Below are 22,817 nucleotides of genomic sequence, written 5' to 3' on the forward strand. Positions count from 1 at the left end.
GATGGCAATCTCCAGACTATCAGCCACCCAGGCGGCATTCGCGAGATTACAGCCAACTGCGGCGGCCGTTGCACGCGGATCCGGCGGACTATGCCGGGGTTCAGTTAGCCGTTGCGGGGGTGAAGTTCGTATTTGCGCCGCTGATTTTGGTGGTGCTACTGATTTTCAGAAGATATCATGAATGACGGTACCGTTGACGTTCTGCTAAATGCCGATTATCGTGTTCTGTAAGGGGGAGACTCACACGGTAGGGGGGAACGTCACCATGGTTGTCGGACTCAAACGGGGGCTCATTGGTCTCGCAGGCTTACTGATTGCAACGGCGCTATCGACAACGACGCCATTAGTCAAAAAGCAGACTTCCCAAGAATCGATTAGGTTCTTGGGAAGCCTGTTTTTTATTGGTATCGTGATTTTAAATCGGGTGCGAACGTTAGTGTGAGTGTCAGCCGAGAGGGTGGCTAGCACAGTCAGGGTTAGTCGTCCGCAATCACGGTTGCTTTGGATAGGTTGATGTTGCGGAGGGCCAGGGCGTTGTAGGCCGCCTGGTCCATTTGAACCTCTTGAATGTAGGCGATGTCGTTATTGAGGATGCCTAAGAGGTTCCCCCGGACTTCACCTTGTTGGTCGATGGGGTCTTCGGAGAGCCGTAGGATGTTGTGCGATGGCGCGTACCGCAAGGCCATCATTTCGACCCCTAAGTAGCAGACCGTGACCTGGTCTTGGACCGTTAGGAATTGGGCGACTTGGCGCGAGACGAATTCGCCTAGGTTGTCGTAGTGTTCCAGAACGTCTTGCGTCTCCGGATCTTCGATGGTCACGTAGTTCAGGACGTTTTCGTAATAGTAGTACCGAATCACGGGTTGCTTCTTCAAGTTGAGGAACTGGAACTCTTGTGGCTTGCCTTCATCGTAGAGTAATTGGGTGTATTGCCGGCCGTCAGTCGCGTATTCTTCAATCAGGTCGTTGGTCCCGTCCGGGTTGAAGTAGTCGATTTCCTTGACCGCCCGGTTGGTGCCCGGGTACAGGTGCATCCGACCGATGGGGGCGCCGTCGTATTCCAGGGCCAAGAAGCCATCGGCGTTCATCAGAATGTTAGTGCCGGTGGGAACGGGTGCCCGGTTGAAGAAGAGGTAATCGTCCGGGTCGTAGGTGGTCCGCTTGGTGATCACGTCGTAGAGGTTTACGGCGTGTTTGATGCCCTGTTGCCGCATGGTCCCGGCAAAGTTCGGGGCGGACGCGATGGAGAGCAGGTGGAGGTTATCGGCCTCCAGGACCTTCTTTTCTTGTTGCCAAATATCCGTATTGGTGTGCACACCGTTTACAAGTTCATAGCGCATCGACTAATTTCCTCCAATCTGCTGCAATCACGTGGTCTTGGTAGCGTTTGACCATCTCCTGGGTGTTGACCCGTAACGTGTGGTAGTCGGCCGCCATGAAACGCTGAAGCGCTTGGTGCAGCTGTTCCACACTATAGTCGGGGTCGGTCCGGCTGAAGTCCGCCAGAAAGCCGTTTTGGCCTTCCGTGACTAGTTCCTGTGCCCCGAACCGGGCGTTAAAGGTCACGATGGGCAGACCGGCGTTCAAAGCTTCGATGTAGGTCAGCCCGAACCCTTCGGAGTAGGACCCGGAGAGGTAGGCGTCGTATTGCGGGTACTGTTGGTCGAGTTCGGCGGATTGGCCCTTTAAGGTGATGTAATCACCGGCGTTGCCGTCTTCGATGGCCTTCTTGATGCGGCCCTGTTCCTCCCCGGCCCCGTAGATGTCTAGCGTCAGGTTGACCCCATCTTCGTCGTGGAGCTTGACCAGGGCCTTCACGATGAAGTCCACGTGCTTTTCAATCGCCAACCGCGATGCCGTGATGAACTTGATGGGGTCGCCCGGCTTTCGGTCGAGGTCGATCTGCGGGTTGTCCCGCACACCTCCCACGGGGATCGTGACGATCTGGTTGCCACGGTCCGGGAAGTCGACCAGCATGTCTTGGCGTTGCCGTTCGGTAGCGACCACGACTTTGGCGACCTGGTCCAGGTGGGTCAACAGGTACTCGTTGTAGTTGTTGAACAGCGGGTAGCGGGGGTCCTTGCGGTTGTTCAACTGGTCGGCGTGGATCACGTTGATTACCTTGAGCTTGTCGGACGCCATGTTGAACAGGGCGACTTCGGGGTCGATCCCCCGGTCGATCATGTAGATGTTCTTCTGGTTGTAGGCCAGGTTCAGCCGCTCGAAGAAGTAGCGAATCAGCTGCATCCCGTTTGAGAAGAAGAGGTGTTCACCGCCAGCTTGGTGGTAGAGGTGGATGTTACGGATGATGACCTTGCGGTGCGGGTCATCGTAGAATTGAAAGTTCGCCATGCGTTGGTGGGTGTTCATGTTAAAGATTTCGACGTGGTTGGAGCCCACCAATAAGAGTTTAGACTTCTTGTGGATGTCGGGGTGCTTGATCATGTGGTCGACCACGTGCAGGCCGCTTTCCGTGTAGGTGTCGCGTTTCCGGTGGGTGTTGGTCGAGTCGATGACCAGCTTGGTGCTATGTTTGTGGAACGTCTGGACACCGTGCTTTAAGTAGTCTTCCCCTAGGGTAAAGTACTCCCACATGTTGATGACCTGGTCATTGCCTAAGCCCCAACGCCGCATGGGGGCTTGGAGGTCCCGGTTAAGGCGATAGAATAAGAAGCGGTAGTCGATGCCGGCTTGCTTGAGGACCTTGCCCCGGTAGAATTCGGCGTGTTCCACACCGGAGTTTCCCATGCCAATCGTTCCGTTTACAAAAAATATCATTTTTCATCCTCCTGAAACGTTAATGATTGCCAATGCGCTAACTTGGCCTGCCAGTCGGCCAGTCCCGAATCACTCCGGGATGTGGTGGGGTGGGCAGCTAAGAAGTCATCGAGCTCTTGGTTGAGCTTATCGACCCAGTGGACATCGCTGAGCTGATGGGGTGATGCGTAACAGATAAAGTTCGTGTGGTCGGCCATTAGCGGCAGCGGCTTGGTCCCGCCTTGGCGGATCACCAAGGCTACGTGGGGCGCGGTCGCGTCGCCCGTGGTGGCCAGCACGGTGCCTGCGAATTGGTTGACGGTGAAGGTGTAGGCCTCCGCCGTCAGGTCATCCATCAACAACAGGTACCGAAAGACGACTTGTTGGTGGTGGGTGTTGACCAGTTCGATGGTGTAGTCGGTCGCCGTTAGGGGCATCTCGAAGTGTCCCTGGATGCCGTCTAAGATGGCGTCGGTCAGGTGAGTGCCCGTGTCATCGAAGAAGCGAATCCGCAGGTAGACCCCACCGTCGTCCACGGCGACGTTCCCGGTCAAGTAGTAGGACTGTCCCGGTTGGAGAATCGGGAGGTCCGCCGTGTTGTGGGTTGCGGCGAAGTTGCGGCGGGATTCCCACTGGTGGATCACTTCACCGGGCGGCATCAACGGTGCGCGGTAGGTGATGACCCGGTCGGGCGTGGCCGTGACTTGGCACCCGTATTCGTAGGTGTTGCGCAGGTTGGTCGGCCAGAGTAAGAGGTAGGCGAGACTCATTGGGCCACCCCCTCTTCGGTAAAGTGCCGTTGGAATTCGGACGCGAGGATCATCCGGTACTGCTTAATGAACCAGGCGTTGATGGCCGGCGTATTATCGTTATGCCGGCCCTGGATGCCCTTATGCAGGAATCGGACGTGCGGGAAGCTGGTAGTGACCCAGTCGAAGAGTTGCGAGAAGCTGGTGTTGTCGAAGTCGTCTTGGTACATGTGGGCGATGGCGAAGGTGGTCTGACTGAAGTCCCCCTGATGAATGACCTTCCAGATCCGGTCGTTCAAGGCCTGCGCCGTTTCGGGCGTGACATCGCCGGTATGCGAGAGCAACAGGTCGAAGGACGGCTGGAAGTCCTGAGTCCGCTTGATTCGACCGTTGGTGGCGGTGGTCCCCAGGTTGATCAGGGGCTTGCCGGCCACGATGGCCCGGGGCGCGAGTTGGGCGCCGTAGTACATGGCGGCGGTGGTCCCTTCGGAGATCCCCGAAAGAATCAGCTCGTCGTCCGCAAAGCCCAGCCGGTGTAAGGTCGCTTGAATCACGTGTAGGAGGTTGGTCTCAAAGGCTTCCGAACCGATGTAGAAGCCCCCACCGTTGAGCCGCGGGTCGCTGATCAAGAGGAAGGGCGCGCCAAAGCTTTCCATCATAAAGTTCCCTTCGAAGTGGTCGGCCATGTTGAACCCGCTGAAGTAGACGTTCAGGGGTGGGCGCATGTCGCCAGCATCGAAGTAGTAGTAGAAGTTGTCGTTGAAGCTGTCGGGGACGTGGGCCAGGTGACCGCCCGGAAAGAGCTGGCCGAACCGCTCGCGGGCCTTGGCGACGTGCACCAGTCCGATGTCGAGTTGGCCCTGTCCCTTGACCAGGACGCTAAGAGTGTAATAAAAGTCAGTTTCGTCCATGTGCAGGGTCTTGCCTAGCGGGTACTCGGCGGGGTCGAAGGTCACCGTGCGAATCGGGCGGGCGGACTGCTGATTGATCAGGGTCAGCTGGTAGCGCACGGTGAGGTCCGGACTCGCTTGGCATTCGGCCTGAAAGGTCAGGTCGCAGTTCCGAGGGGCGTATCCCTGAGTCTCCCAGATGGCGACCGGCTGAAGGTCGGGGCCGAAGTTGCCGCTGAGACGTAGGTGGTAACGACCGAAACGGGTCACGTCCCCGTCGAAGCTTCCCAGGACCCGGAGACTCCCGTGGTCCAACTTGAAGGCGTCTTGTCCGGGGAACCAGTCCCGGTTGATCAGGGCTGCCAGATTGGCGGTATCGGTCAAGTCGGCGGGGAAAGCGCCCTTTAACGCGAACAGGTCTTGGAGGTCGGCGTCGAGCGTGACCTGTTGGTCGTAGAGAATGTGGTTCGCGGGTAACGCCGAGAGGGTGGCGAAGTCGCCCCAGGTGGGGTCATCGCTGGGTAACAGAAAAAGGGCATTGCGCCAGGCTGGGGTGATCTGGCCGTTGGCGGTCAAAGTTAGTTTCGGACTGGTGGGATCGTCCGCGTGGTCGGGGCGGTAGACCCATTGAAATGCGTCATCGAGACTGTCAGCGGACAGGACGGGTTGGCCGCCCAGTTGAACCACTGGCATCTGTCGTTTATTTGCCATACGTCATGACCCCTTTCCAATAAGCGAGTAGCTTGGGTTCGGCCAGTTGTTCCAGGAACCCAATGCTTTTGACCAGACTCTGGTTCCAGTGAATCAGGGTGGCCAGGTAATAGTCCAGCGCCTGGGGTAATTCGTCCAGGTGAGCGACGATTCGGCCGTTCTGCCGGTCGGCCACGTACCCGGTCGCGACCCGGTTGATCTGCGGGATGCCCGCGCTGATGGCGGCAATCTGTAGTTGCAGGTCGGGGATGTCGCCCAGGTCGATCAAGAGCCGGGCGCTACTGAGGATGGCTTCCCGGTCATGGTCGGAGACCCGGTAACGAACCTGGACCCGCTGGAGCTGGCCGATGACGGTCTGGAGTTCTTTAGGAATCTGGGTACCCAGTCCCGTCAAGGGTTGGTGGTGGGCCAGTTGGTAGAGTATCAGGTCAATCAGGCGGCCATCGGCGGAGTCCGCATCGATGGTGGCGGCACTTAGAATCTGTTGCTTGAATTGCTGGGCCAAGCGGTCCGCCGAGACCTTGGACGTCGCAATCACGCTGATGACGTGTTGGTCGTCTTGGACCAACCAGTTGACCAGCTGGCGCCCTACCAGAACCTGCGCGCTGGCCGATAAGTGGTTGACCGCCCAAGCGATGGTGGTCTCCGGCAGTTCGGTACTGTTGCCCAGTGCCAGCTTAGTCGCATAAGGTGAGACCACGTCGACCGGCGTGTCTAGGTTGGCGTTGACCTGCTGGAACTTGGCCGCCATCTGTTCGGTGGGGGCCACCACCCGCTCGACGGCGTCGAAGAGGTCGTCGGGTAAGGTTGGTGCGACCCGGGTGTCCAAGAGGTAGGCCAGACGGTGCTGACGGGCGATGACGGTCAGAATCTCGGCCGTCACGGGGTTCGCCGCACTGATGATCAGGTCGTGTCGGTCCTTAAGGTGCGCCATCACCCGTTCGGTCAGTAGGGCCTCGAGCGAGTCGTAGGTGTTGGTGACTTGGCCGGAAGCGTCTAAGAGCTGCACTTCGGGGGTGTCTTTACGGCGCATCACCACGGCGCCGTTGGGGTCGAACCAGAGGGTTTCAATCCGGTGGTTACGCAGACTATAAGTGGTCTGGGTGGAGCAAAAGCCGCGGTCGTCGTAGACCTTAAGCACCCGCTGGCCCAGGTCGTTGAGCAGGTCGACACGGCTGACGAACCCGGCCGGGTGGAAGTGAACGGTACCGCGGACCCGACCTTCCCGGTAGAGCAGGACGGTGGCGCCCACGTAAGCGAATTCAGTTCCTTGCGGCAGGTTAAGGTCCTCGAGCCCTAGCGGTAAGCCGCTGGTTCGGTGAACGTGTTGGATGTCATCGTAGACGTTCCACCAGTCGAGGGCACTCAGGTGGTTCTGTTGCAACTGGTACCGCAACCAAGGAAGGGGCTGCAAGAGCAATAGTTCCGTGTCGAGTTGGTGATGGCTGAATAACTGGGCTAATTTCACGATAGGATTATCGGCGAGTTTGAGGGCATCGCGGGACCACGCTGGAATAATGACGGTCATCGGGATACCTCCTTAGTCAAAAATCCGGTAACGGTTCTTGGTGAGCAATCCGTGAATCTGGTCGGTGACCCCGATGGACATCCCCGCGAGGATCATCATCGAGCCCAAGAAGAGCGAGTAGTTGGTGGCGGCGGGGTAGAAGAGACCGACCAGGAGCGGGCCGACACCGATGAAGAGCATCACAAAGTTCGATAAAAAGGTGAGCCGGTTAAAGTGTTGCATGATCTTAGCTTCGGTAGCGTCTCCGGGGTAGACCCCTAAGAGGTAGTCGTCACTTTCCTTTAAGGTCTTGGCCTGCTGGGTCGGCTGTAAGTTGATGTACCCAAAGGCGTAGTTCAAGACCAAAAGGACCACGGCGTACATGATAATGCCTTGAACGGTCCGGTAGGAGAACCAAGTCGCGATGAAGTGCTGCAGGGGTGTCTTGGGACCGGTGGCCTGATTAATGAAGTAACGCGGCAACATGAACAGGGAGCTGGAGAACATGAACGGCATCCCCGCCGAGGTCAGGAACTTGATCGGCAGGTAGGAGTTCGAGTGTTCGCGGTCCAGCATGGGCCGTTCGACCGGCAATCGGAGTTCGGCAGCGTTGGTCACGACACTGAAGACCAGGAAGATGGCCGCCAAAATCACGGCGATGGTGATCGAGGTCGGGGTCAGCTTGATGGCGACGGTCTCGGCGTCCCCGAAGCCGTGCATCAGGTTGTTGGGAATCCCCCGGACGATGCCGGGGATGATCAATGCGACACTACTCCCGATCCCGATGGCGGCGTTGAGGTTGGCCAGCCAGGCCACGAACATGGCGCCGGCGATTAGGATGACCATACTACCGACGAAGGTTAGGTCGTAGGTGGTTCCGGGTAAATAGAAGTGCTTGAGCGAATCACGGACCAAGTAGACCAGCTGGAAGGACTGGGCGATCGCCAAGAGTAGGGTGATGCCGTACTTACCGATGCTGACTTGGTGGGGGCTGAGGTGGCCGATGAATTCATCCCCGACGGCTTGGATGGCCTGCCAGATGATCATGGCACTCATGAAGGGCCCCATCCCCACGGAGAAGAGCGTTTGGTTCGAGAAGTCACTCCCGGTCACGTTGGCGAAGAGGCGCAGAAAAGTGACGTGGTCGACGGCTTTCTTGGCCGACGACAGGTCGATATTCGGGAGCGGAATGGTCTGTCCGATGACAAAGACCGCGAGGATCAGAGCGGTCCACCCGAGGCTGGTTAAGAATTCACGATAACGATGCACAAGGAATCACCTTTCTAGGGATAGGTCACGTCAATGCTCCCGTCCGCTTTAAATTGAAGTTCTGATAATAAGAGGTTCTGAACGGCCCGGCGCGCAAAGGTCTCCTTCATTTCGGCGAAGGACTTGCGGCCGTCCTTGAGGTATTCCAGCAACGGATCGTGTTGGGCGGTGCTGCGGTTAGTCGCGATTTGGCGTAACTGTTGCAGCATGTCGACTTGGTCGATCCAGGCGTTGTCGAGGGACTTTAGGAGGCACATCCGTTCAAAATACAGTTGTTGGTCTTCTTTAATATTTTCGAGTTTTTTAGTTAATTGGTCAACCATTAGCTGTTGTAAAAACGGGGCCGTTTCCTTAGGCTTATCCGGGTGCCAGTTCTGGTCGATGCTGTCGGCCACGACTAAGTGATTGTCGATGGTGTTGAGCACGTAGTCGGCCAGTTCACTGCGGGTCGGTTGGGGATGGGCGGTCACGAAGGCCCTAGTGGCCATTTTAAAGACACTGTTCAGCATGTCCGTCAGGTCCGGGGCCGTCATGATCTGTTTACGGGTCTGGTAGATGGTGTCCCGCTGGACCCGCATAATCTCGGCGTATTGCAACGTCTGGGTCCGGGATTGCCGGTCGTCCCGTTCGGCATTATGTTGGGCCTTGGTGATTAAGTGCTTGAACCGGTAGTGCCCCGTGATTGGGTAGCGGACCTTGGGGATGGGCTGATGATTGGCCTTGGCCTTAGCCACCCGGCGCCGGTAACGCCGGAGCCACTTGGGACCGTGTTCTTGTAAGATGGCGTCTTCGATGGAGACCATGAAGATGGTCTCACCGGGTGCCCCTTGCCGGCCGGCCCGACCCCGCAGTTGGTTGTCGACCCGGGCACTGTTCATCCGTTCGGTCCCCACTACCAGCAGGCCGCCGAGTTCCTTGACACCCTTGCCTAGCTTGATGTCGGTCCCCCGACCGGCCATGGAAGTGGCGACGGTAATCGCGCCGGGTTGCCCGGCTTCCTTGACAATCAAGGCTTCCTTGGCGGCACTCCGCGCGTTCAAGAGGTTGTGGGGGACTTCTTCGCGGAGCAGGATCCGGGAGAAGAGGTTCGATAAGGACACGGACCCGGTCTCGACTAAGACTGGCCGCCCCTTGGTATAGGCGTCCTTGACCAGAGCCACGGCGTGTTCCAGCTTAGCTTGGGTGCTGAAGAAGAGCCGGTCGGGTAAGTCGACCCGTTGGTTGGGCTTGTTCGTAGGTACGGCGATGACGGACAGCCGGTAGGTCTCTTGAAGCTCCGCCGCGTCGGTCATGGCCGTCCCCGTCATCCCGCTAAGGTGGCTGAACATCCGAAAGAGGTTCTGGAACGTGATGGAGGCCATGGTCCGGGTCTGGTTGCTGACGGGGACCAGTTCCTTAGCTTCCAAGGCCTGGTGGAGGCCGGCTTCCAGCTTCATCCCGGCCAACTTTCGACCGTTCGAGAGATCCAGCAAGGAGACCCCGTCTTCATCGACCACGTAATCTCGGTCGCGGGTCAGGGTCTGGTGGGCCTTGAGGGCCAAGACTAGGTGGCGGTAAAGGGTCCGGTGTTTCTCGGTCAACAGGCCGTCTAGGCCCAGGTACTCTTCCATGTGGTCGATGCCACTAGGGGTGAACCAGACTTTCTTGTGGTCGTTGCTGCGCTTGAAGTCGACGTCTTCGCGTAAGAGACAGATGACCTGGTCGGCGATGCCGAAGAGGTTGGAACGGACCCGCGGTGCCCCGGAGATGACTAGGGGCATCTGGGCGGAGTCTAGGAGGACCGCGTCGATCTCGTCGAGCAGGGCGAAATGAAAGCCCTGTAGGAACTGCTCGTCGGCGGTCCCGGATAAGTTATCCATTAAGTAGTCGAAGCCCAGGGTGGAGTTGGTGGTGTAGACGATATCGGCCTGATAGATCTTCTTGAGGTCCCGGTCGTGGGGGTCCCCCCCGGCTGGCGCGACCCCGGCGACGGCGGTCAGCCCCAGCCACCGGTAGACCTTGCCCATCTCCTGGGCGTCCCGGTAAGCTAAGTATTCGTTGGCGGTAACCAGGAAGTTCCCGCTGCCGCTTAAGCCGTTGAGGTACATCGGCAGGGTGGCGGTTAAAGTCTTCCCTTCCCCGGTCTTCATCTCGGCAACGTTGCCGTCCTGCATGACCAGTGCGCCCAGGACTTGGACGTCGAAGGGGAACATGCCCAGCACCCGGCGGTCGGCTTCCCGAATCACGGCGAAGGCGGGGATCTTGATGGCGTCTAGGGACTTGCCGGCGGCTAACTGTTCCCGAAAAAGGGTGGTTTGGGCCTTGAGGTCCTCATCGGACATTTTACGGTATTTATCAGTTAACGCATTGACGGCACGCATCTGACGCACGTATCGTTTTGGTGTGTGATGGTGAACGAACGGCATACGTATCAGTTCTTTCCTTGGATATTGAACCCAATTCATTGATTTTAAAACTCATCGATGGTTATAATTATAGCATGATGAGTGATAGAAATAAGGGAATGTTGAAAAACGACATTTCTTCCAGAATGAAGCAGGAGGAACACTACGTTGAGGTGCCCAAGGAAGATAAAAAATCCTCGGGGAAAGCCTTGAACGTGGTAATTTCAGTGACCATTGCCATTATCGTATTAGCGGGGATCCTATACCCGATGGCAAATATGTTTTAGGGGGAGTCAGAGGTCAATACGTCACGTTATGGGACCGCCTGTAAATGATTTCTGAAAGATTTTGTGAGTTGTTAATCGTGAAGTCCCCGCACACGTGCAACCGGAAACCGGTGGATAGCCTGAAAGGGCTATCACTTCTACTATACGCGTTGTGGGCCGGAAAGTGAAAAAACATGCGCCGTCAGTTCCCCCAGAGAGCTAATGGTGAGTAAGTGGTCAGCTGGCCGGAAAATGATCGGGCATTAGCTGGCCTTTTTTCGTCGAGTTAGTGATTGATTTTAAGGGTGGCGGGTCGCTATAATTAAGCTAATAAACGGTGGCCCGATGTGGGCAATGATGGTGCCTCGAACCGGGAGACACTAATCAGGTCTCGGAATGGATGGGAGAACTCTTTATGCAAAAGTGGATAACGGATATTGTGCAGGGGCGGACCTTTGATGCCACGCGCCAGGCAAAACAAGATATCGCTAACATTGGTGAGGCGATGGGGTATAAAGTTGCGAATATTTTTCGGTATAATGACGTCGGGGAATCCGATGACGCGATGCTGGCCCGCATCGACGGGATCACCGCGGCGTTCGAACGGGGCGACTTCGTGGTGTACCAGTTTCCTTCTTTAAATAGTGGACGGTTCGACACGTTCTTCGTGGAACAGATGCACCGCTGTGGCGTTCAGTTGATCTGCCTAGTGCACGACGTGGCCACCATGCGTGACCAGCAGGCACCGACTTGGATCGACGAGATCGGCTACTTCAACGAATGCGATGTCTTGATTGTTCACAACCGGCGGATGGCCGATAAGTTAAAGGAACTGGGTGTGACCACGCCCATGGTCTGCCAGTACTTACTGGACTACCTGGACACCAACCACGACGACGACCGCTACGAGACCAAGTTCGAAGACTTCCACCGCGGCGTGGTGCTGGCGGGCAACATCCTGAAGTCGCGCTACTTAGCGGATTGGGACCACGAGACCCCCATCACGGTCTTTGGGGTGACCGACGACGAGTTGGATAAGAAGCTAGACGCCAACCCCAAGATCGACTTCCGGGGTCAACGCTGGCGTTGGGACCTGATTCAGGAGATGCCGCGGATGTTTGGCCTGGCTTGGGACAGCGATACGGAGTCCTACAAGTACAACGATTACACGCGGTATAACCATCCGCATAAGGTCGCGATGTACCTGTCGCACGGTTTGCCAATTATCGTTTGGCGGCAAGCGGCCGTGGCCGACATTATCGTGAAAAATGGCTTAGGCATCGCCATCGACAGTCTGGACCAGATTGATGACGTGATTCAAAACATTAGCGATGATGAGTTAAAACAGATGCTGAACAACGTCAACCGTTTCGGCCGGTTGATTCGGGATGGCTGGTTCACCCGCCAAGGTCTGCAGGCTGCAGAAATGAAATTACTGGCGCCGGATTTTGAGATTCCGGCAGATTTGAAATAGGGCTTTCAGGGGCCGCTCAAACGTTGGGCGGCCCCTTTTGTGGCCACTTTTTATTATTAGATTAATATTTTAGCGAACTTTTACTTGATAAAATAAGTATGGCCGCTGGGATGTGGTCGCGGCGTAGGACGATTGGCGCTTTTAATAATTATTGTAATAACCGATTTCCCCCAGAACGGTGCGAATCCTGCCAGACATGCTACGATGACGTTAGCAATTAGGAGCAGGAATTTGCGGGGGTGATCTTATTGAAAGGATTGAAGTCGAAGCAGGCGACACAGTTGGTGCGGGCAAATCAACAGGTTCATTATAAGATGTATAAGGCAGGCATTCATTGGGTCACGGCAGGGCTCTCAACGATTGGCGGTCTTTTTGGTCTAGGAATGGTGGCGCCGGCCGTAGCGGCTAAGGCGGCGACCCAAGCGGGAGTGGCCCAACAAGTCGAAGATGATGCGGTCACAGCGACCCAGAAGCAGGGAACGATTCCGGCGACCTCGCTAGCGAGTCAACGTAATCTGGAAAGTACCAGTCTCACGGGGAGTACCGCGAATCAACAGTCGACAGCGACCACGTCGGTGACCACATCGCCGGAATCGGTGACGGTAACCGAACAGGAATCGGCTTCCGGAAAGCCAACGCCGACCGGGTCAACGACTCAGTCGACGTCAGTCACGTCACCGACGACTGCGACAGCGGCGACCTCAACGAAGCCAGCTCCGGCAGACACACCGTCTAGTTCGACGACCGCTGTGGCGGATGGGGCAACGCCTACCGCCGTGGCTGGGTCGACCCTGACGACCGCCGGAAGTGAAGCACCGTCCCAGCCGACTCAAGTGGTGACCCCAACGACCGCAACCCCAGCGACGCACCAGGCAGTGCTACAGCCGGACGTCTGGGATCTTAAGTTGCCGACGGCCATGCTGAGTAGCTGGTTGCCTGGTTTTTTGAATACGGCCAATAAGACCCCGAACCAAGTAGGGGCGGATGACGCAACGAAGGACCTGAACGACGTTTTGGGTGGCGCTTACGATAATACATTTCACATGGTGACCAACGCGGTGAACAACACCACCAACCAAATGGTCAACGTGATTACCGGGGGTCTTCTGGCTTCTAAGACGCCGGAGCCCAAGATTATCCGCAACATTCAAAAAGTCTCGACGATTTATCAAAGCTATCGGGACGGTAAGTTAGTCGACAATAGTCAGGCTACGCCGCTCTGGCATGATGACAACTACAATAGTTTGAAATTAACGGGGGAAGACTTAGCGGCCTACAACCAAGGCTACACCCACTACCTATTCAACTTCGCCAAGGGGTTGAGTCAGTGGATCGATTCGATTCAAGATAAAGCCACGAATCCGACGACGGCCAATCAGCTGATCGATGACGTCACCTATAATCCCAACAGTATGACCGGGGTCACCTCTAGTGGTCAGCTGGGGGTCGCCGTGACCTGGGCGACAGGGGAAAATAAGGGTTATGCTAAAGACGTTTTGGGATACCAGTCGGATGGTAATGTGGCTGCTAGCAAAATTGCTCAAGCGGTCGAGACCGTTACCGACTACGTTAAGATCATTGCGCCCAACATCATTGATGGGATTGCCCACCAGGCGATGACCGATATTCGATCGTTGGGTGGGGCCATCAACGGCGACGATTACGCGCCGCAAACTCTGAGCCAGGCGATTCAGTTGAACCAAAACATTACCACCATGGTCGGAAACATGGGCCTGACGGGCTTAGTCAGCACGTCGTTGTTTGAGGACATCTACCAAGGAATCCGGGCCAACGCGGTTACGGCCTTGGAAAACAACTGGACGATCGGTAAAAACGATGCGTTGCAGCAGATGTTAGCGGAAGGCGATTCGACTGGGGCACAGAATGACAATGACCCGTTGTACGCCAATTTCGTCAAGGGTAAAGACGCACAAACCGCTGGTAACATTACGAATAGTCTGTTCAACACTGCGGGCAAATTATCGACCATGTCTCAACAAGCGGGGTTCACTTGGGCCTATAAAGTTTTGGGCCAAGTTATCAACATTGCGAATACGGATGCGCTAGGTGGGACGGGTAAGCCAGACTTAGCCGCCATTGTGACGCAACTACAGGCTAGTGGAACGATTAGCGCCGCGGAGGCAAACCAGATTCTGCAGGGAACGCAAGCGTCACACACGATTACGTCCGGGGGTCGGACCACGACCTATACGCGAAATTCGGTAGGGGTTCAACGGGTCATTAACGAAGTGTATCTGGCTGAATATAACGCGGCGACCGCGGCAGTTCAGGATTTGACCACGAATCAGACTGCCCCGGAACAGTGGGTCAGTCAGCAACAACAGAACTTAACGTATCAGAGCCCCATTACGAAGCAATGGATGCCGGGGATGACCACAACCTTAGGAATCTATGAGCAACTATGGGGGACCATGTGGTCGTTTGCACCGGGGTATCTAGGGATGGCAGCCGCGGATCATGCGGTTCATCAGCAGCAGGGACCGGTCAGTGTCCCTAGTCAACCTTGGAAAGTGGGCTCGTCAATCACGCATGCTTGGGCGGATATGTTGATGTTTAGCGGGGCCATGGTGACGTCGCCAAATATCCCGCAAGTTCAGCAAGCCCTTTTGGATCTGGGCCAGCGCTTAGCGGGCCAAGCCTACCAACGGGAATTAGTCCTTGCCAATCAAGCGTTTAATGACGGGAAGGCGCTAGCCCACCAACAGGATGCACAGAGTTTAGATGGCAGTTTACCACCGGTTACCCAAGCTGGCGCTTACCATGAACATGATGCCAGCAATGATGGGACGGGCCAAGTCTTCTTACCGCAGCAATCGACTGTTTTAGACGAATGGCGTGGTGTCGTGAGTGCCCCCGCCCCTGGTCAGATCTTTCAAGACGGGTACCAGTCCCAGCTAGAGACAGTGACCATTTACACGAAAGCCACCGGGACCAGCTTTTTTGGACCGAAATTTAGCAATACGGCTATGAGCAAGCTAAATAATACTAAGGTCAACGTCCTTAAAGGCCACGCTGACCGCTTGACCCGCCCATCTACGGATGCTAAGTGGCGCTTAGTGTCCACTCAGGTGGCCCCCACAACGGTCACGTTTGAGTATGCGCCGGTGCCCCAAGAAACGGCGGTGTCGTCAGTCAACTTACAAGCCGTTGAGGGAAACTATGACGGACAACCGGCTAGTCAGCACCTGGCTGGCGCACAACTTCAGCTCCAGTGGGCGGATCAATCGACTAAAACCATCACACTCCAGTCCGACTGGGTCACGGTCGACCAGGACCAGGCTCGGGTGGGGGATTACCAGTATCAGCTGTCAGCCAAAGGTATCCAAGTCCTATTACAACAGCTTCAACAGGGACTGCCGAAGACAGCAGCTGTACCGACGCTAGCTCAATTGACGACTGCTAAAGGGACGGTAATCCTGAAGCCGTCGGTGACCTTGATTCCGCACTTGACCACCCATGCGGTTCAAGTCGTGGCTGGTCAGTCGGTTCAACCGGCGGACATAGTCACCAGTGTCACGGACGCCCTGGGGAACCCCCAGGACCCGGCATTGGTTACGGGGCCCGTCGACCAAGTAGCCCAGTTAACGCCGGGGACGCACCAAGTTGAACTGACCTTTACGGATCCTGCTAGTGGCGAAACGGCCCACCAGTCGGCTACGGTAACGGTGATTAGTCAAGAAGCGTCGACCAGTATGGCAAACGTGGTGGCGTCGACGGCCTCGGCTTCGTTAGCGACTAACTTGTCGGTCTTCGACTCCCAGTCCGTTCAGTTAGCCCACCAGAGTGAGCAATCATTGAGTGGGTGGGCTTCGGAAATGGCGGCAGATTCTACGAGCCGTTTCCAGGACCAATCCGTGAGCGCCGCCCTTCAGTCAACGGTTGATGCCAACAATCAGACTTTCACGGTAGCTTCAGTTAGCAACGCCCAGGCGGATGACCAGTCGTTGAGTGCGTTGGGTTCAGCCTTAAGTTCGGCCTCGACCTCGACGTCGATTTCCACGGCGATATCGTTAGCCGACGCGTCGGTCCAGCAAGCGGTCCAGTCCGCCGACCAAGTCTTCAACCAGGCTTCGGCCAGCAACGCGCAGATGGATGATCAATCGTTGAGTACGTTGGGGTCAACTTTGACCTCGATAGCGAATTCTTTGGTGGATGCGTCCGTTCAGCAAGCGGTTCAATCCGCCGACCAGGTTTTCAACCAGGCTTCGGCCAGCAACGCTCAAGCAGATGACCAATCGTTAAGCGCGTTGGGTTCGGCCCTAAGTTCGGCTTCGACTTCAACGTCAATTTCGACGGCGATGTCGTTAGCGGATGCATCGGTCCAACGAGCGGTTCAATCCGCCGACCAGATTTTCAACCTTGCCTCAACCAGTAATGCCCAGGCGGATGACCAATCGCTAAGCGCGTTAGGGTCGACTTTAAGCTCGGCCTCCGCATCGACGTCTACCTCCGCGTCAATTTCAACTTCTATTTCAACAGCGATATCGTTAGCGGACGCGTCAGTTCAGAAAGCAGTCCAATCGGCCAATCAGATTTTCAACCTTGCTTCAACTAGCAATGCCCAGGCGGATGACCAATCGCTAAGTGCGCTAGGTTCGGCCCTAAGTTCGGCCTCGACTTCAACGTCGATTTCCACGGCGGTGTCGTTAGCGGACGCGTCAGTTCAGAAGGCAGTCCAGTCTGCTAATCAGGTCTTCAACATCGCCTCGACTAGCAACGCCCAAGCAGATGACCAGTCATTGAGTGCGCTAGGTTCGGCCCTAAGCTCGGCTTCGACTTCAACGTCAATTTCGACGGCGATATCGTTAGCGGATGCATCGGTACAACAAGCAGTTCAGTCCGCCGACCAGGTTTTCAACGTTGCCTCAACCAGTAATGAGCAGGCCGACGATCAATCGTTGAGTGCATTTGGTTCAGTATTGACTTCCGCGTCAACTTCAACGTCAATTTCGATAGCGATGTCCCTAGCGGATGCGTCAGTACAACAAGCGGTTCAGTCCGCTGACCAGATATTCAATATTGCCTCAACCAGTAATGAACAGGCGGATGACCAATCGCTAAGTGCGTTAGGGTCAACTTTGAGTTCGGCCTCCGCGTCGACGTCTACCTCCGCGTCAATTTCCACGGCAATGTCGTTAGCGGATGCATCGGTTCAGAAAGCAGTCCAATCTGCCAATCAGGTCTTCAATATCGCTTCAATCAGCAATTCTCAGGAAGATGACCAGGCGTTGAGTGCATTGGGTTCAGCGTTGACTTCCACGTCAACTTCAGCTTCTATTTTGACAGCGATGTCTCTAGCGGATGCGTCGGTTCAGAAAGCAGTTCAGTCCGCTAATCAGGTCTTCAACCTTGCCTCAACCAGTAATGAACAGGCCGACGACCAATCGCTAAGCGCATTAGGTTCAGCGTTGACTTCGGCGTCGACCTCGCAATCCATTTCGACAGCGATGTCTCTGGCAGATGCATCGGTCCAACGAGCAATCCAATCTGCCAATCAGATTTTCAATATTGCCTCAACCAGTAATGAACAAGCGACTGATCAATCGTTGAGCGCCCTAGGTTCGGCTTTGATTTCCGCGTCAACTTCAACGTCGATTTCGATAGCGATGTCTCTAGCGGATGCGTCGGTGCAACAAGCGGTTCAATCCGCCGACCAGGTCTTCAACGTTGCCTCAACCAGTAACGCTCAGGCGGTTGATCACTCATTGAGCGCCCTGGGTGCCGAATTGGCCTGGGCTTCGGCTTCAACGTCGATTCAGCAAGCGGTCACCTCGGCTAACCAAGCGTATACGGTGGCTTCCCTGAGTAATGCCCAACAGGCTGACCGGTCCTTAATGCATCTGCGCGATGATCTCACCAGTGTCTCGGAGTTCAATTCGGCCCTCGATGCGTTTACTTCCGCTTCGCTAAAGCTGCGTCAGCAGGATGACCAATCGTTAGCCCAGTGGGGGCAGGTGCTTGCGTCCGATAGTTTAGTTGCCTCGCAAGAACTGAGTGCTAGCGCGTCGGTCGTGGCTAGTCAAAGCCAGTCGACGGCTGACCTCTTCACCAGTGAGGCTAGCGTGAGTCTACTCGATCAGGTCACCCCAACGCCCACCCAACCAGGGGCACCACTTCCGCCTGCCGGTGGGTCGACACCAACGGGGACGGGAACGCCTAGTCAGCCGCAGGTCACGCCACCAACGGGACAGCTACCAAGTTATCCCCACGTGTCCCCGACAACGCCGGTTGACCCTGATATTTCTCAACCGAGCGTCCCTCAGGTCACCACGCCAACCCGGCCAGAACCGGGGACGTCAGTTGCGCCAACTACTCCAGATTGGGTTTCCTCAGTGGAACCCGCGCCGACCCAGCCAACGGTTACGCCCGCCCAGTCCTATCCGGTCTCGCGGCCTATCTTAACGGCCACGGCGACGGACTTGATTGACCCGGGGAATCTCCAACTAACGGGGCACACCGGATCGCACCAACAACACCGGCCACGGCCGTTCCAGCGGTTTAGCGTCTATCCGGTACGCAAGATTGGCTTGTATCGTACGCCGACCTTTAGTGCGCAACAGCGGTTGGCATGGTACCACCAGTACGCTGATGCGGCCCAAGCCCAATTCATGGTCATCGGGATGTTCTTATCCAAGCATGGGCGCTTACGGTATAAGGTACGGGATGTCAACCACGGGTCCAAGACCTATGGCCTGGTGGGGTACATTACGGCACGGTGGGACTTCGTGCGGCCGACCTATTACCTCCATCAAGTTCACACCAAGGTCAAGGTGCTGGTGATCAATCCGGAAGGTATCAACGGTTACCGACGACCGGATCTGACGGGGAAACGCCAACACTACGCGAAAGGGCAGTGGTTGACGGTTTACCGGTTGGTCCACCATCACCTCACGACCCGCTTCCAGTTGAGCAACGGGCAGTACGTCACGGCGAACCGGGAATTGGTCCAGCTAGGCCGTCACGCCCATCACCGACTCTGGTCGTTGGGCTTACCGAAGACCCAGCGATTCGCGCACTGGTCTTATACGGTGCCAAACCTGTCAACGTTGATTGGCCGGCTTAAACCCTAAGGATTAGGTTAACGGAGTGTGGGCCCCAAGGCGGTTAGCACGCACTGATTGTCTTGGGTCACCCGCTTCAGCACGGAATCATTAGGAACAGAAAAAGTCTGGGAATTTCATCCCGGACTTTTTTGATTTAGTTTGACCTTCACGGGTGTAAAAAAGAAAAATACTTGAGATAGATTTCTGTTAGCTTTCACATTAAACGCCTTTATATCGGCTATAGATGAAAATAATTAGCACTCAATTAAGCGAGTGCTAATTATTTGCATTTCTGACCAATGCTAACTATTATAGACAATGTAAAGAGAAACAAAAGACATGAAAGGGGTTATTGATTATGACCAACGAAATGATGAACCGGAACGATGACTTATTCAATCCAATGAACTTCTTTAACGAAGTGGGTAACTTGGGCCGCGACTTGTTTAACGGGAACGATAACCCAATGAAGACAGACGTCGTGGAACACGATAAGGACTACGTGGTTACGGCGGAAATGCCGGGCTTCAAGAAGGACGACATTCACGTGGACTACCGCGATGAGACGTTACGGATCTCCGGTAGCACGAACGTGGACCAAGCGACTAAGGACGACCAAGGTCGGATCTTACGGCAAGAACGTTCTAGCCAGAACGTTTCCCGGGCCTTCTACCTGCCAAACGTCGATTTGAAGAAGGTCAACGCGACGTACACCAACGGTATCTTAACGTTGACGTTGCCTAAGGAAGCTGAATCCGAGGATCATCACAAGATTAGTATCGACTAATCCTAACGCATAAAAGTGAAGAGCACCCTAAAAAACGGGAAACACAGTCTGTGAGCTGTGTTTCCCGTTTTTGGTTAATGTTAGTGCTGGTAGGGTGTCAAGGTGAGTTGGTGGGGACAGGTGGTGGTCACGAACTGGGCGTCATGGTCGATCATCAGTAGGGTGGGACGAACGGTCTGCACCAGGGCCGCGAGTTGGTCACGAGCCGGGAGGTCTAAGTAGTTGGTGGGTTCGTCCCAGACCAAGAGATCATGGGGCCGACACAGGGTCAGGGCCAAGGCTGCCTTTTTGGCCTCCCCCATACTCCACTCGCTAGCCGGAGCCCGTAGTCGGGACCGGGAAACGCCCAGTTGGTGCATGAGGTTCCACACGGTGGTCAGTTGGTGATTCGCCTTTAGCTCTGACCAGTCGACGTCGCGGATGACGTGGTGAAAGTCTTGGGCCAGATAGCCAACGTTCGCGGGGAGGTCGTTTTGTAAGTAACCAGTGTGTTCTAAAGACGTATGCCCCAAAAGGGTGGCGATGAGACTGGTCTTGCCACTACCATTGGGCCCCAGAATGGCCAATTGCTCGCCTTGATGAAAGTCAATCTCGAGGGGGTCAAAGAGGGGGACTGCGGCCCGGAGTAAGCTAAACTGGCGGGCGCTTAGTAGTAGACGGTGACCCTGTCCCGGGGTGGCATTGGTGGTGAGTGGGGTGGTGGTCTCCAAGTCGGCTAAGAGGCCTTGCCGTTCGGCGGTGCGGTCGGCCGTCCGCTGTTCGAACACTTTAGCTCGGCGCATCAGTTTGGCGGCGGATTGTCGACTACTGGCATCGTGGGTCTCGCGCTCTCGGCGCTCAGACCACCCGCGTTGCGTATTGGCGCGGCGGGTTAGGTGGTGAATGTCGGTGATGAGTTGGGCGTTTTTGGCGGTGGCGGCTTGGTCTTGGCGGGCCTTATCAGCGCGCCAGGCGGCGACGGTTCCGGCCACGATGTGTACCCGGTCCGGGGTGATGGCCATCACGTGGTTGACGAAGAGGTTGAGGAAGTGTTCGTCGTGACTGACACAGATGAATCCGTGCTTGTGACGCAGGTATTGGCCAACCACGGTCCGGCCGGCTAGGTCGAGGTGGTTGGTGGGTTCATCGATGAGCGGGAAAGCAGTATCGTCTACGAAACCGCGGGCCAGTAAAACCTTAGTCTGTTCGCCGCCGCTTAGGCTCCCGAATTGGCGAGTGGCCCAGGCTGGCGGCAGTCCAATCTTGGTCAACTCGATCGTGGCTTGCCAGTCAGCGGCGCCCGTGGCGGTCATCAGTTGCATGACCGTTAGGGTGGGGTCGATGTCTTCGGCGGGAAAGTAGTTGAACGTTACCGGAGCGGTGATGGTGCCCGTCCCGGTCAGTTGTCCCCGCAAGAGGTTGAGGAAGGTGGTCTTCCCCCGGCCGTTCCGGCCAATTAAGCCCAGCTTCCAGTGACTGTCGAAGTTGGTCGATAGGTCGGTGAATAGGGGCTGTGTGGCCCCTGGATATTGAAAAGAGAGGTGTTGAATTTGAATCGTTCCCATAAGTAATCTCCCAAGCCAATTCTTCTGCGGAATCGGCTTCTCCGGGGGAATGGCCCACCGGAGGGCAGTGTGGAACGGTTCTGGTGAGAACGCTAAAAAAGGACGAAAAAAAGACGCGAAAGTCACCAGAACCGTCTGGGAGCATTCGCGTCGTGGGCGTGCTAAAAAGCACCCCTTATTAGCCGAGCGACTGCACCCAATCAAAGTGTGATCATGTTGCGTTGTGCGTTCTTCAAGGTTGTCACCCGGCTTTCGAATTTAGTTGATTTAAGTATAGGTAATTGGGGAGGAAAAGACAATGGATAAGTCAGCTTTATGGAAGATGAGGAGGGATAAAAAGCGGACGGGAACTCTAAGTTGAAAGAGTTTCCGTCCGCAAGGTAACGATTCAAGTTGATGAGTTTAAAACGCGTGAAAAGCTATTCTTGGCTTTGCCATAAAATCGGGCCAAAACGTCATTACAGAATAAGTACAGGCACTTGCTCTGGCTAGCCATTTCGCTTAGTACTGCTTTCCCGTTTCGTAGACGATTTCCGGTTCGTTCCCCGTTCGTTGGTTCTTGTTGAGCAGGTCGATCATGCCCATTTCGTCTTCGGCCAAGGTGAAGTCGAAAATTCCCGCGTTTTCTTGGATCCGTTCCGCGTGCGTGGACTTAGGAATCGGCAGAACGCCGTGTTGGAGTTCCCACCGCAAGATGACTTGGGCGACCGTCTTTTGATGATGCTTCGCCATCTTGGCGATCATCGGGTCGTCTAAGACCACCCGCCGTCCCAGGGGACTCCAGGCTTCCGTGACGATGTTTTGTTCGCGGTCGTAATCGACCAAGGCCTGCTGGTTCAAGTAGGGGTGGTACTCCACTTGGTTGACCACGGGCATCTCCTTGGCCTTCAGCGCCAGCAGTTCCAGGTGCGCGATGGTGTAGTTGGAGACTCCGATGGACTTGACCTGGCCGTTCGCCTTGAGTTGTTCGAGGGCCTTCCAGGTCTCGAAGAAGTGTTCCCGGACCGGCCAGTGGATCAAGAGAAGATCCAGGTAGTTGGTCTGCAGGCGTTTGAGTGACCCTTCGACGGCCTTCATGGTCTGGTCGTAGCCCTGAACGATTTCGGCCACTTTACTGGTCAAAAAGAGCGCTTCGCGGGGCAAGCCGAGCTTCTGCAACGAGGTCCCCAAGAGGTCTTCGTTGCGGTACAACATGGCGGTGTCAATCAGTCGGTAACCGGCGTCCCAGGCGGTCTGAATACTGTGGTCCATGGTGTCTTGGTCGTTGATCAGGTAGGTTCCGAAGCCCAGTCCGGGCATCTGGTTGCCGTCAGCGAGTTGAATGGTATTTGTGATGTTACTTAACGTCATCGTGAGTCCTCCTTAGCGGTCTATCACCGTTAGTCATACTTCTTAGTTTAGGCTAAAGCCACTAA

At 55.8% G+C, this 22,817-nt stretch carries 13 protein-coding genes; 4 read left to right on the plus strand and 9 right to left on the minus strand.

Features of this window, described 5'->3' with window-relative positions; genetic code table 11:
- Window positions 1-476 precede the first annotated feature (476 nt).
- Genes RIN67_RS01105 through secA2 form a run of 7 tightly spaced genes read right to left on the minus strand, consistent with a single transcriptional unit; the run spans window position 477 to window position 10,327 of the window.
- Window positions 477-1,340: a hypothetical protein gene (locus RIN67_RS01105; protein ID WP_313826093.1), complete on the minus strand. Its 864-nt coding sequence runs from the start codon at window positions 1,338-1,340 to the stop codon at window positions 477-479.
- Window positions 1,330-2,778 (minus strand): glycosyltransferase, encoded by a 1,449-nt coding sequence (locus tag RIN67_RS01110; protein WP_264999505.1) that lies wholly within the window; start codon window positions 2,776-2,778, stop codon window positions 1,330-1,332. Before RIN67_RS01110 ends, RIN67_RS01105 begins: the two co-directional genes overlap by 11 nt.
- A complete protein-coding gene (gene asp3, locus RIN67_RS01115; protein ID WP_264999504.1) occupies window positions 2,775-3,527 on the minus strand; it encodes an accessory Sec system protein Asp3 in 753 nt (250 codons plus the stop codon). Before asp3 ends, RIN67_RS01110 begins: the two co-directional genes overlap by 4 nt.
- Entirely contained in the window at window positions 3,524-5,107 is a 1,584-nt protein-coding gene (gene asp2, locus RIN67_RS01120) for an accessory Sec system protein Asp2 (protein WP_313826092.1), read from the minus strand. The genes asp3 and asp2 overlap by 4 nt, the downstream gene beginning before the upstream one ends.
- A complete protein-coding gene (gene asp1 / locus RIN67_RS01125; RefSeq protein WP_264999502.1) occupies window positions 5,097-6,635 on the minus strand; it encodes an accessory Sec system protein Asp1 in 1,539 nt (512 codons plus the stop codon). The genes asp2 and asp1 overlap by 11 nt, the downstream gene beginning before the upstream one ends.
- A gap of 12 nt (window positions 6,636-6,647) precedes the next feature.
- On the minus strand, window positions 6,648-7,883 hold the full coding sequence (locus tag RIN67_RS01130) for a preprotein translocase subunit SecY (RefSeq protein WP_264999501.1): 1,236 nt from the start codon (window positions 7,881-7,883) through the stop codon (window positions 6,648-6,650).
- A gap of 14 nt (window positions 7,884-7,897) precedes the next feature.
- Window positions 7,898-10,327, minus strand: coding sequence for an accessory Sec system translocase SecA2 (secA2, locus tag RIN67_RS01135; RefSeq protein WP_313872935.1), 2,430 nt, complete (start codon window positions 10,325-10,327; stop codon window positions 7,898-7,900).
- Between secA2 and RIN67_RS01140 the strand changes: the two genes are divergently transcribed.
- The 4 genes from RIN67_RS01140 (at window position 10,306) to RIN67_RS01155 (ending at window position 19,858) form a co-directional block, all read left to right on the plus strand.
- The gene (locus RIN67_RS01140; RefSeq protein ID WP_146155107.1) at window positions 10,306-10,554 is read left to right on the plus strand and encodes a hypothetical protein; all 249 of its coding nucleotides are present in this window, start codon (window positions 10,306-10,308) and stop codon (window positions 10,552-10,554) included. The genes secA2 and RIN67_RS01140 overlap by 22 nt on opposite strands.
- A gap of 394 nt (window positions 10,555-10,948) precedes the next feature.
- Entirely contained in the window at window positions 10,949-12,007 is a 1,059-nt protein-coding gene (locus RIN67_RS01145) for a hypothetical protein (RefSeq protein ID WP_313826091.1), read from the plus strand.
- 239 nt (window positions 12,008-12,246) lie between these two features.
- Window positions 12,247-19,098 carry a DUF5776 domain-containing protein gene (locus RIN67_RS01150; RefSeq protein WP_264999498.1) on the plus strand — a complete coding sequence of 2,284 codons (6,852 nt, stop codon included), beginning with the start codon at window positions 12,247-12,249 and terminating at the stop codon, window positions 19,096-19,098.
- A gap of 331 nt (window positions 19,099-19,429) precedes the next feature.
- Window positions 19,430-19,858, plus strand: a complete 429-nt coding sequence (locus RIN67_RS01155; protein ID WP_056943649.1) for an Hsp20/alpha crystallin family protein — start codon at window positions 19,430-19,432, stop codon at window positions 19,856-19,858.
- Window positions 19,859-19,938: 80 nt separating this feature from the next.
- Here the strand turns inward: RIN67_RS01155 and RIN67_RS01160 are convergent, their stop codons facing one another.
- Window positions 19,939-21,402: an ATP-binding cassette domain-containing protein gene (locus tag RIN67_RS01160; protein WP_264999497.1), complete on the minus strand. Its 1,464-nt coding sequence runs from the start codon at window positions 21,400-21,402 to the stop codon at window positions 19,939-19,941.
- Window positions 21,403-21,903: 501 nt separating this feature from the next.
- The gene (locus tag RIN67_RS01165) at window positions 21,904-22,752 is read right to left on the minus strand and encodes an aldo/keto reductase (RefSeq protein ID WP_264999496.1); all 849 of its coding nucleotides are present in this window, start codon (window positions 22,750-22,752) and stop codon (window positions 21,904-21,906) included.
- Window positions 22,753-22,817: the final 65 nt, after the last annotated feature.

The organism is Levilactobacillus namurensis (genome assembly GCF_032197885.1).
GTDB lineage: Bacteria > Bacillota > Bacilli > Lactobacillales > Lactobacillaceae > Levilactobacillus > Levilactobacillus namurensis_A.

Coding starts and splice junctions, on each gene's coding strand:
- asp1 (WP_264999502.1), bottom strand. CDS start 6,635: ATGACCGTCATTATTCCAGCGTGGTCCCGCGATGCCCTCAAACTCGCC.
- RIN67_RS01110 (WP_264999505.1), bottom strand. CDS start 2,778: ATGATATTTTTTGTAAACGGAACGATTGGCATGGGAAACTCCGGTGTG.
- asp3 (WP_264999504.1), bottom strand. CDS start 3,527: ATGAGTCTCGCCTACCTCTTACTCTGGCCGACCAACCTGCGCAACACC.
- RIN67_RS01105 (WP_313826093.1), bottom strand. CDS start 1,340: ATGCGCTATGAACTTGTAAACGGTGTGCACACCAATACGGATATTTGG.
- RIN67_RS01165 (WP_264999496.1), bottom strand. CDS start 22,752: ATGACGTTAAGTAACATCACAAATACCATTCAACTCGCTGACGGCAAC.
- asp2 (WP_313826092.1), bottom strand. CDS start 5,107: ATGGCAAATAAACGACAGATGCCAGTGGTTCAACTGGGCGGCCAACCC.
- secA2 (WP_313872935.1), bottom strand. CDS start 10,327: ATGAATTGGGTTCAATATCCAAGGAAAGAACTGATACGTATGCCGTTC.
- RIN67_RS01160 (WP_264999497.1), bottom strand. CDS start 21,402: ATGGGAACGATTCAAATTCAACACCTCTCTTTTCAATATCCAGGGGCC.
- RIN67_RS01155 (WP_056943649.1), top strand. CDS start 19,430: ATGACCAACGAAATGATGAACCGGAACGATGACTTATTCAATCCAATG.
- RIN67_RS01145 (WP_313826091.1), top strand. CDS start 10,949: ATGCAAAAGTGGATAACGGATATTGTGCAGGGGCGGACCTTTGATGCC.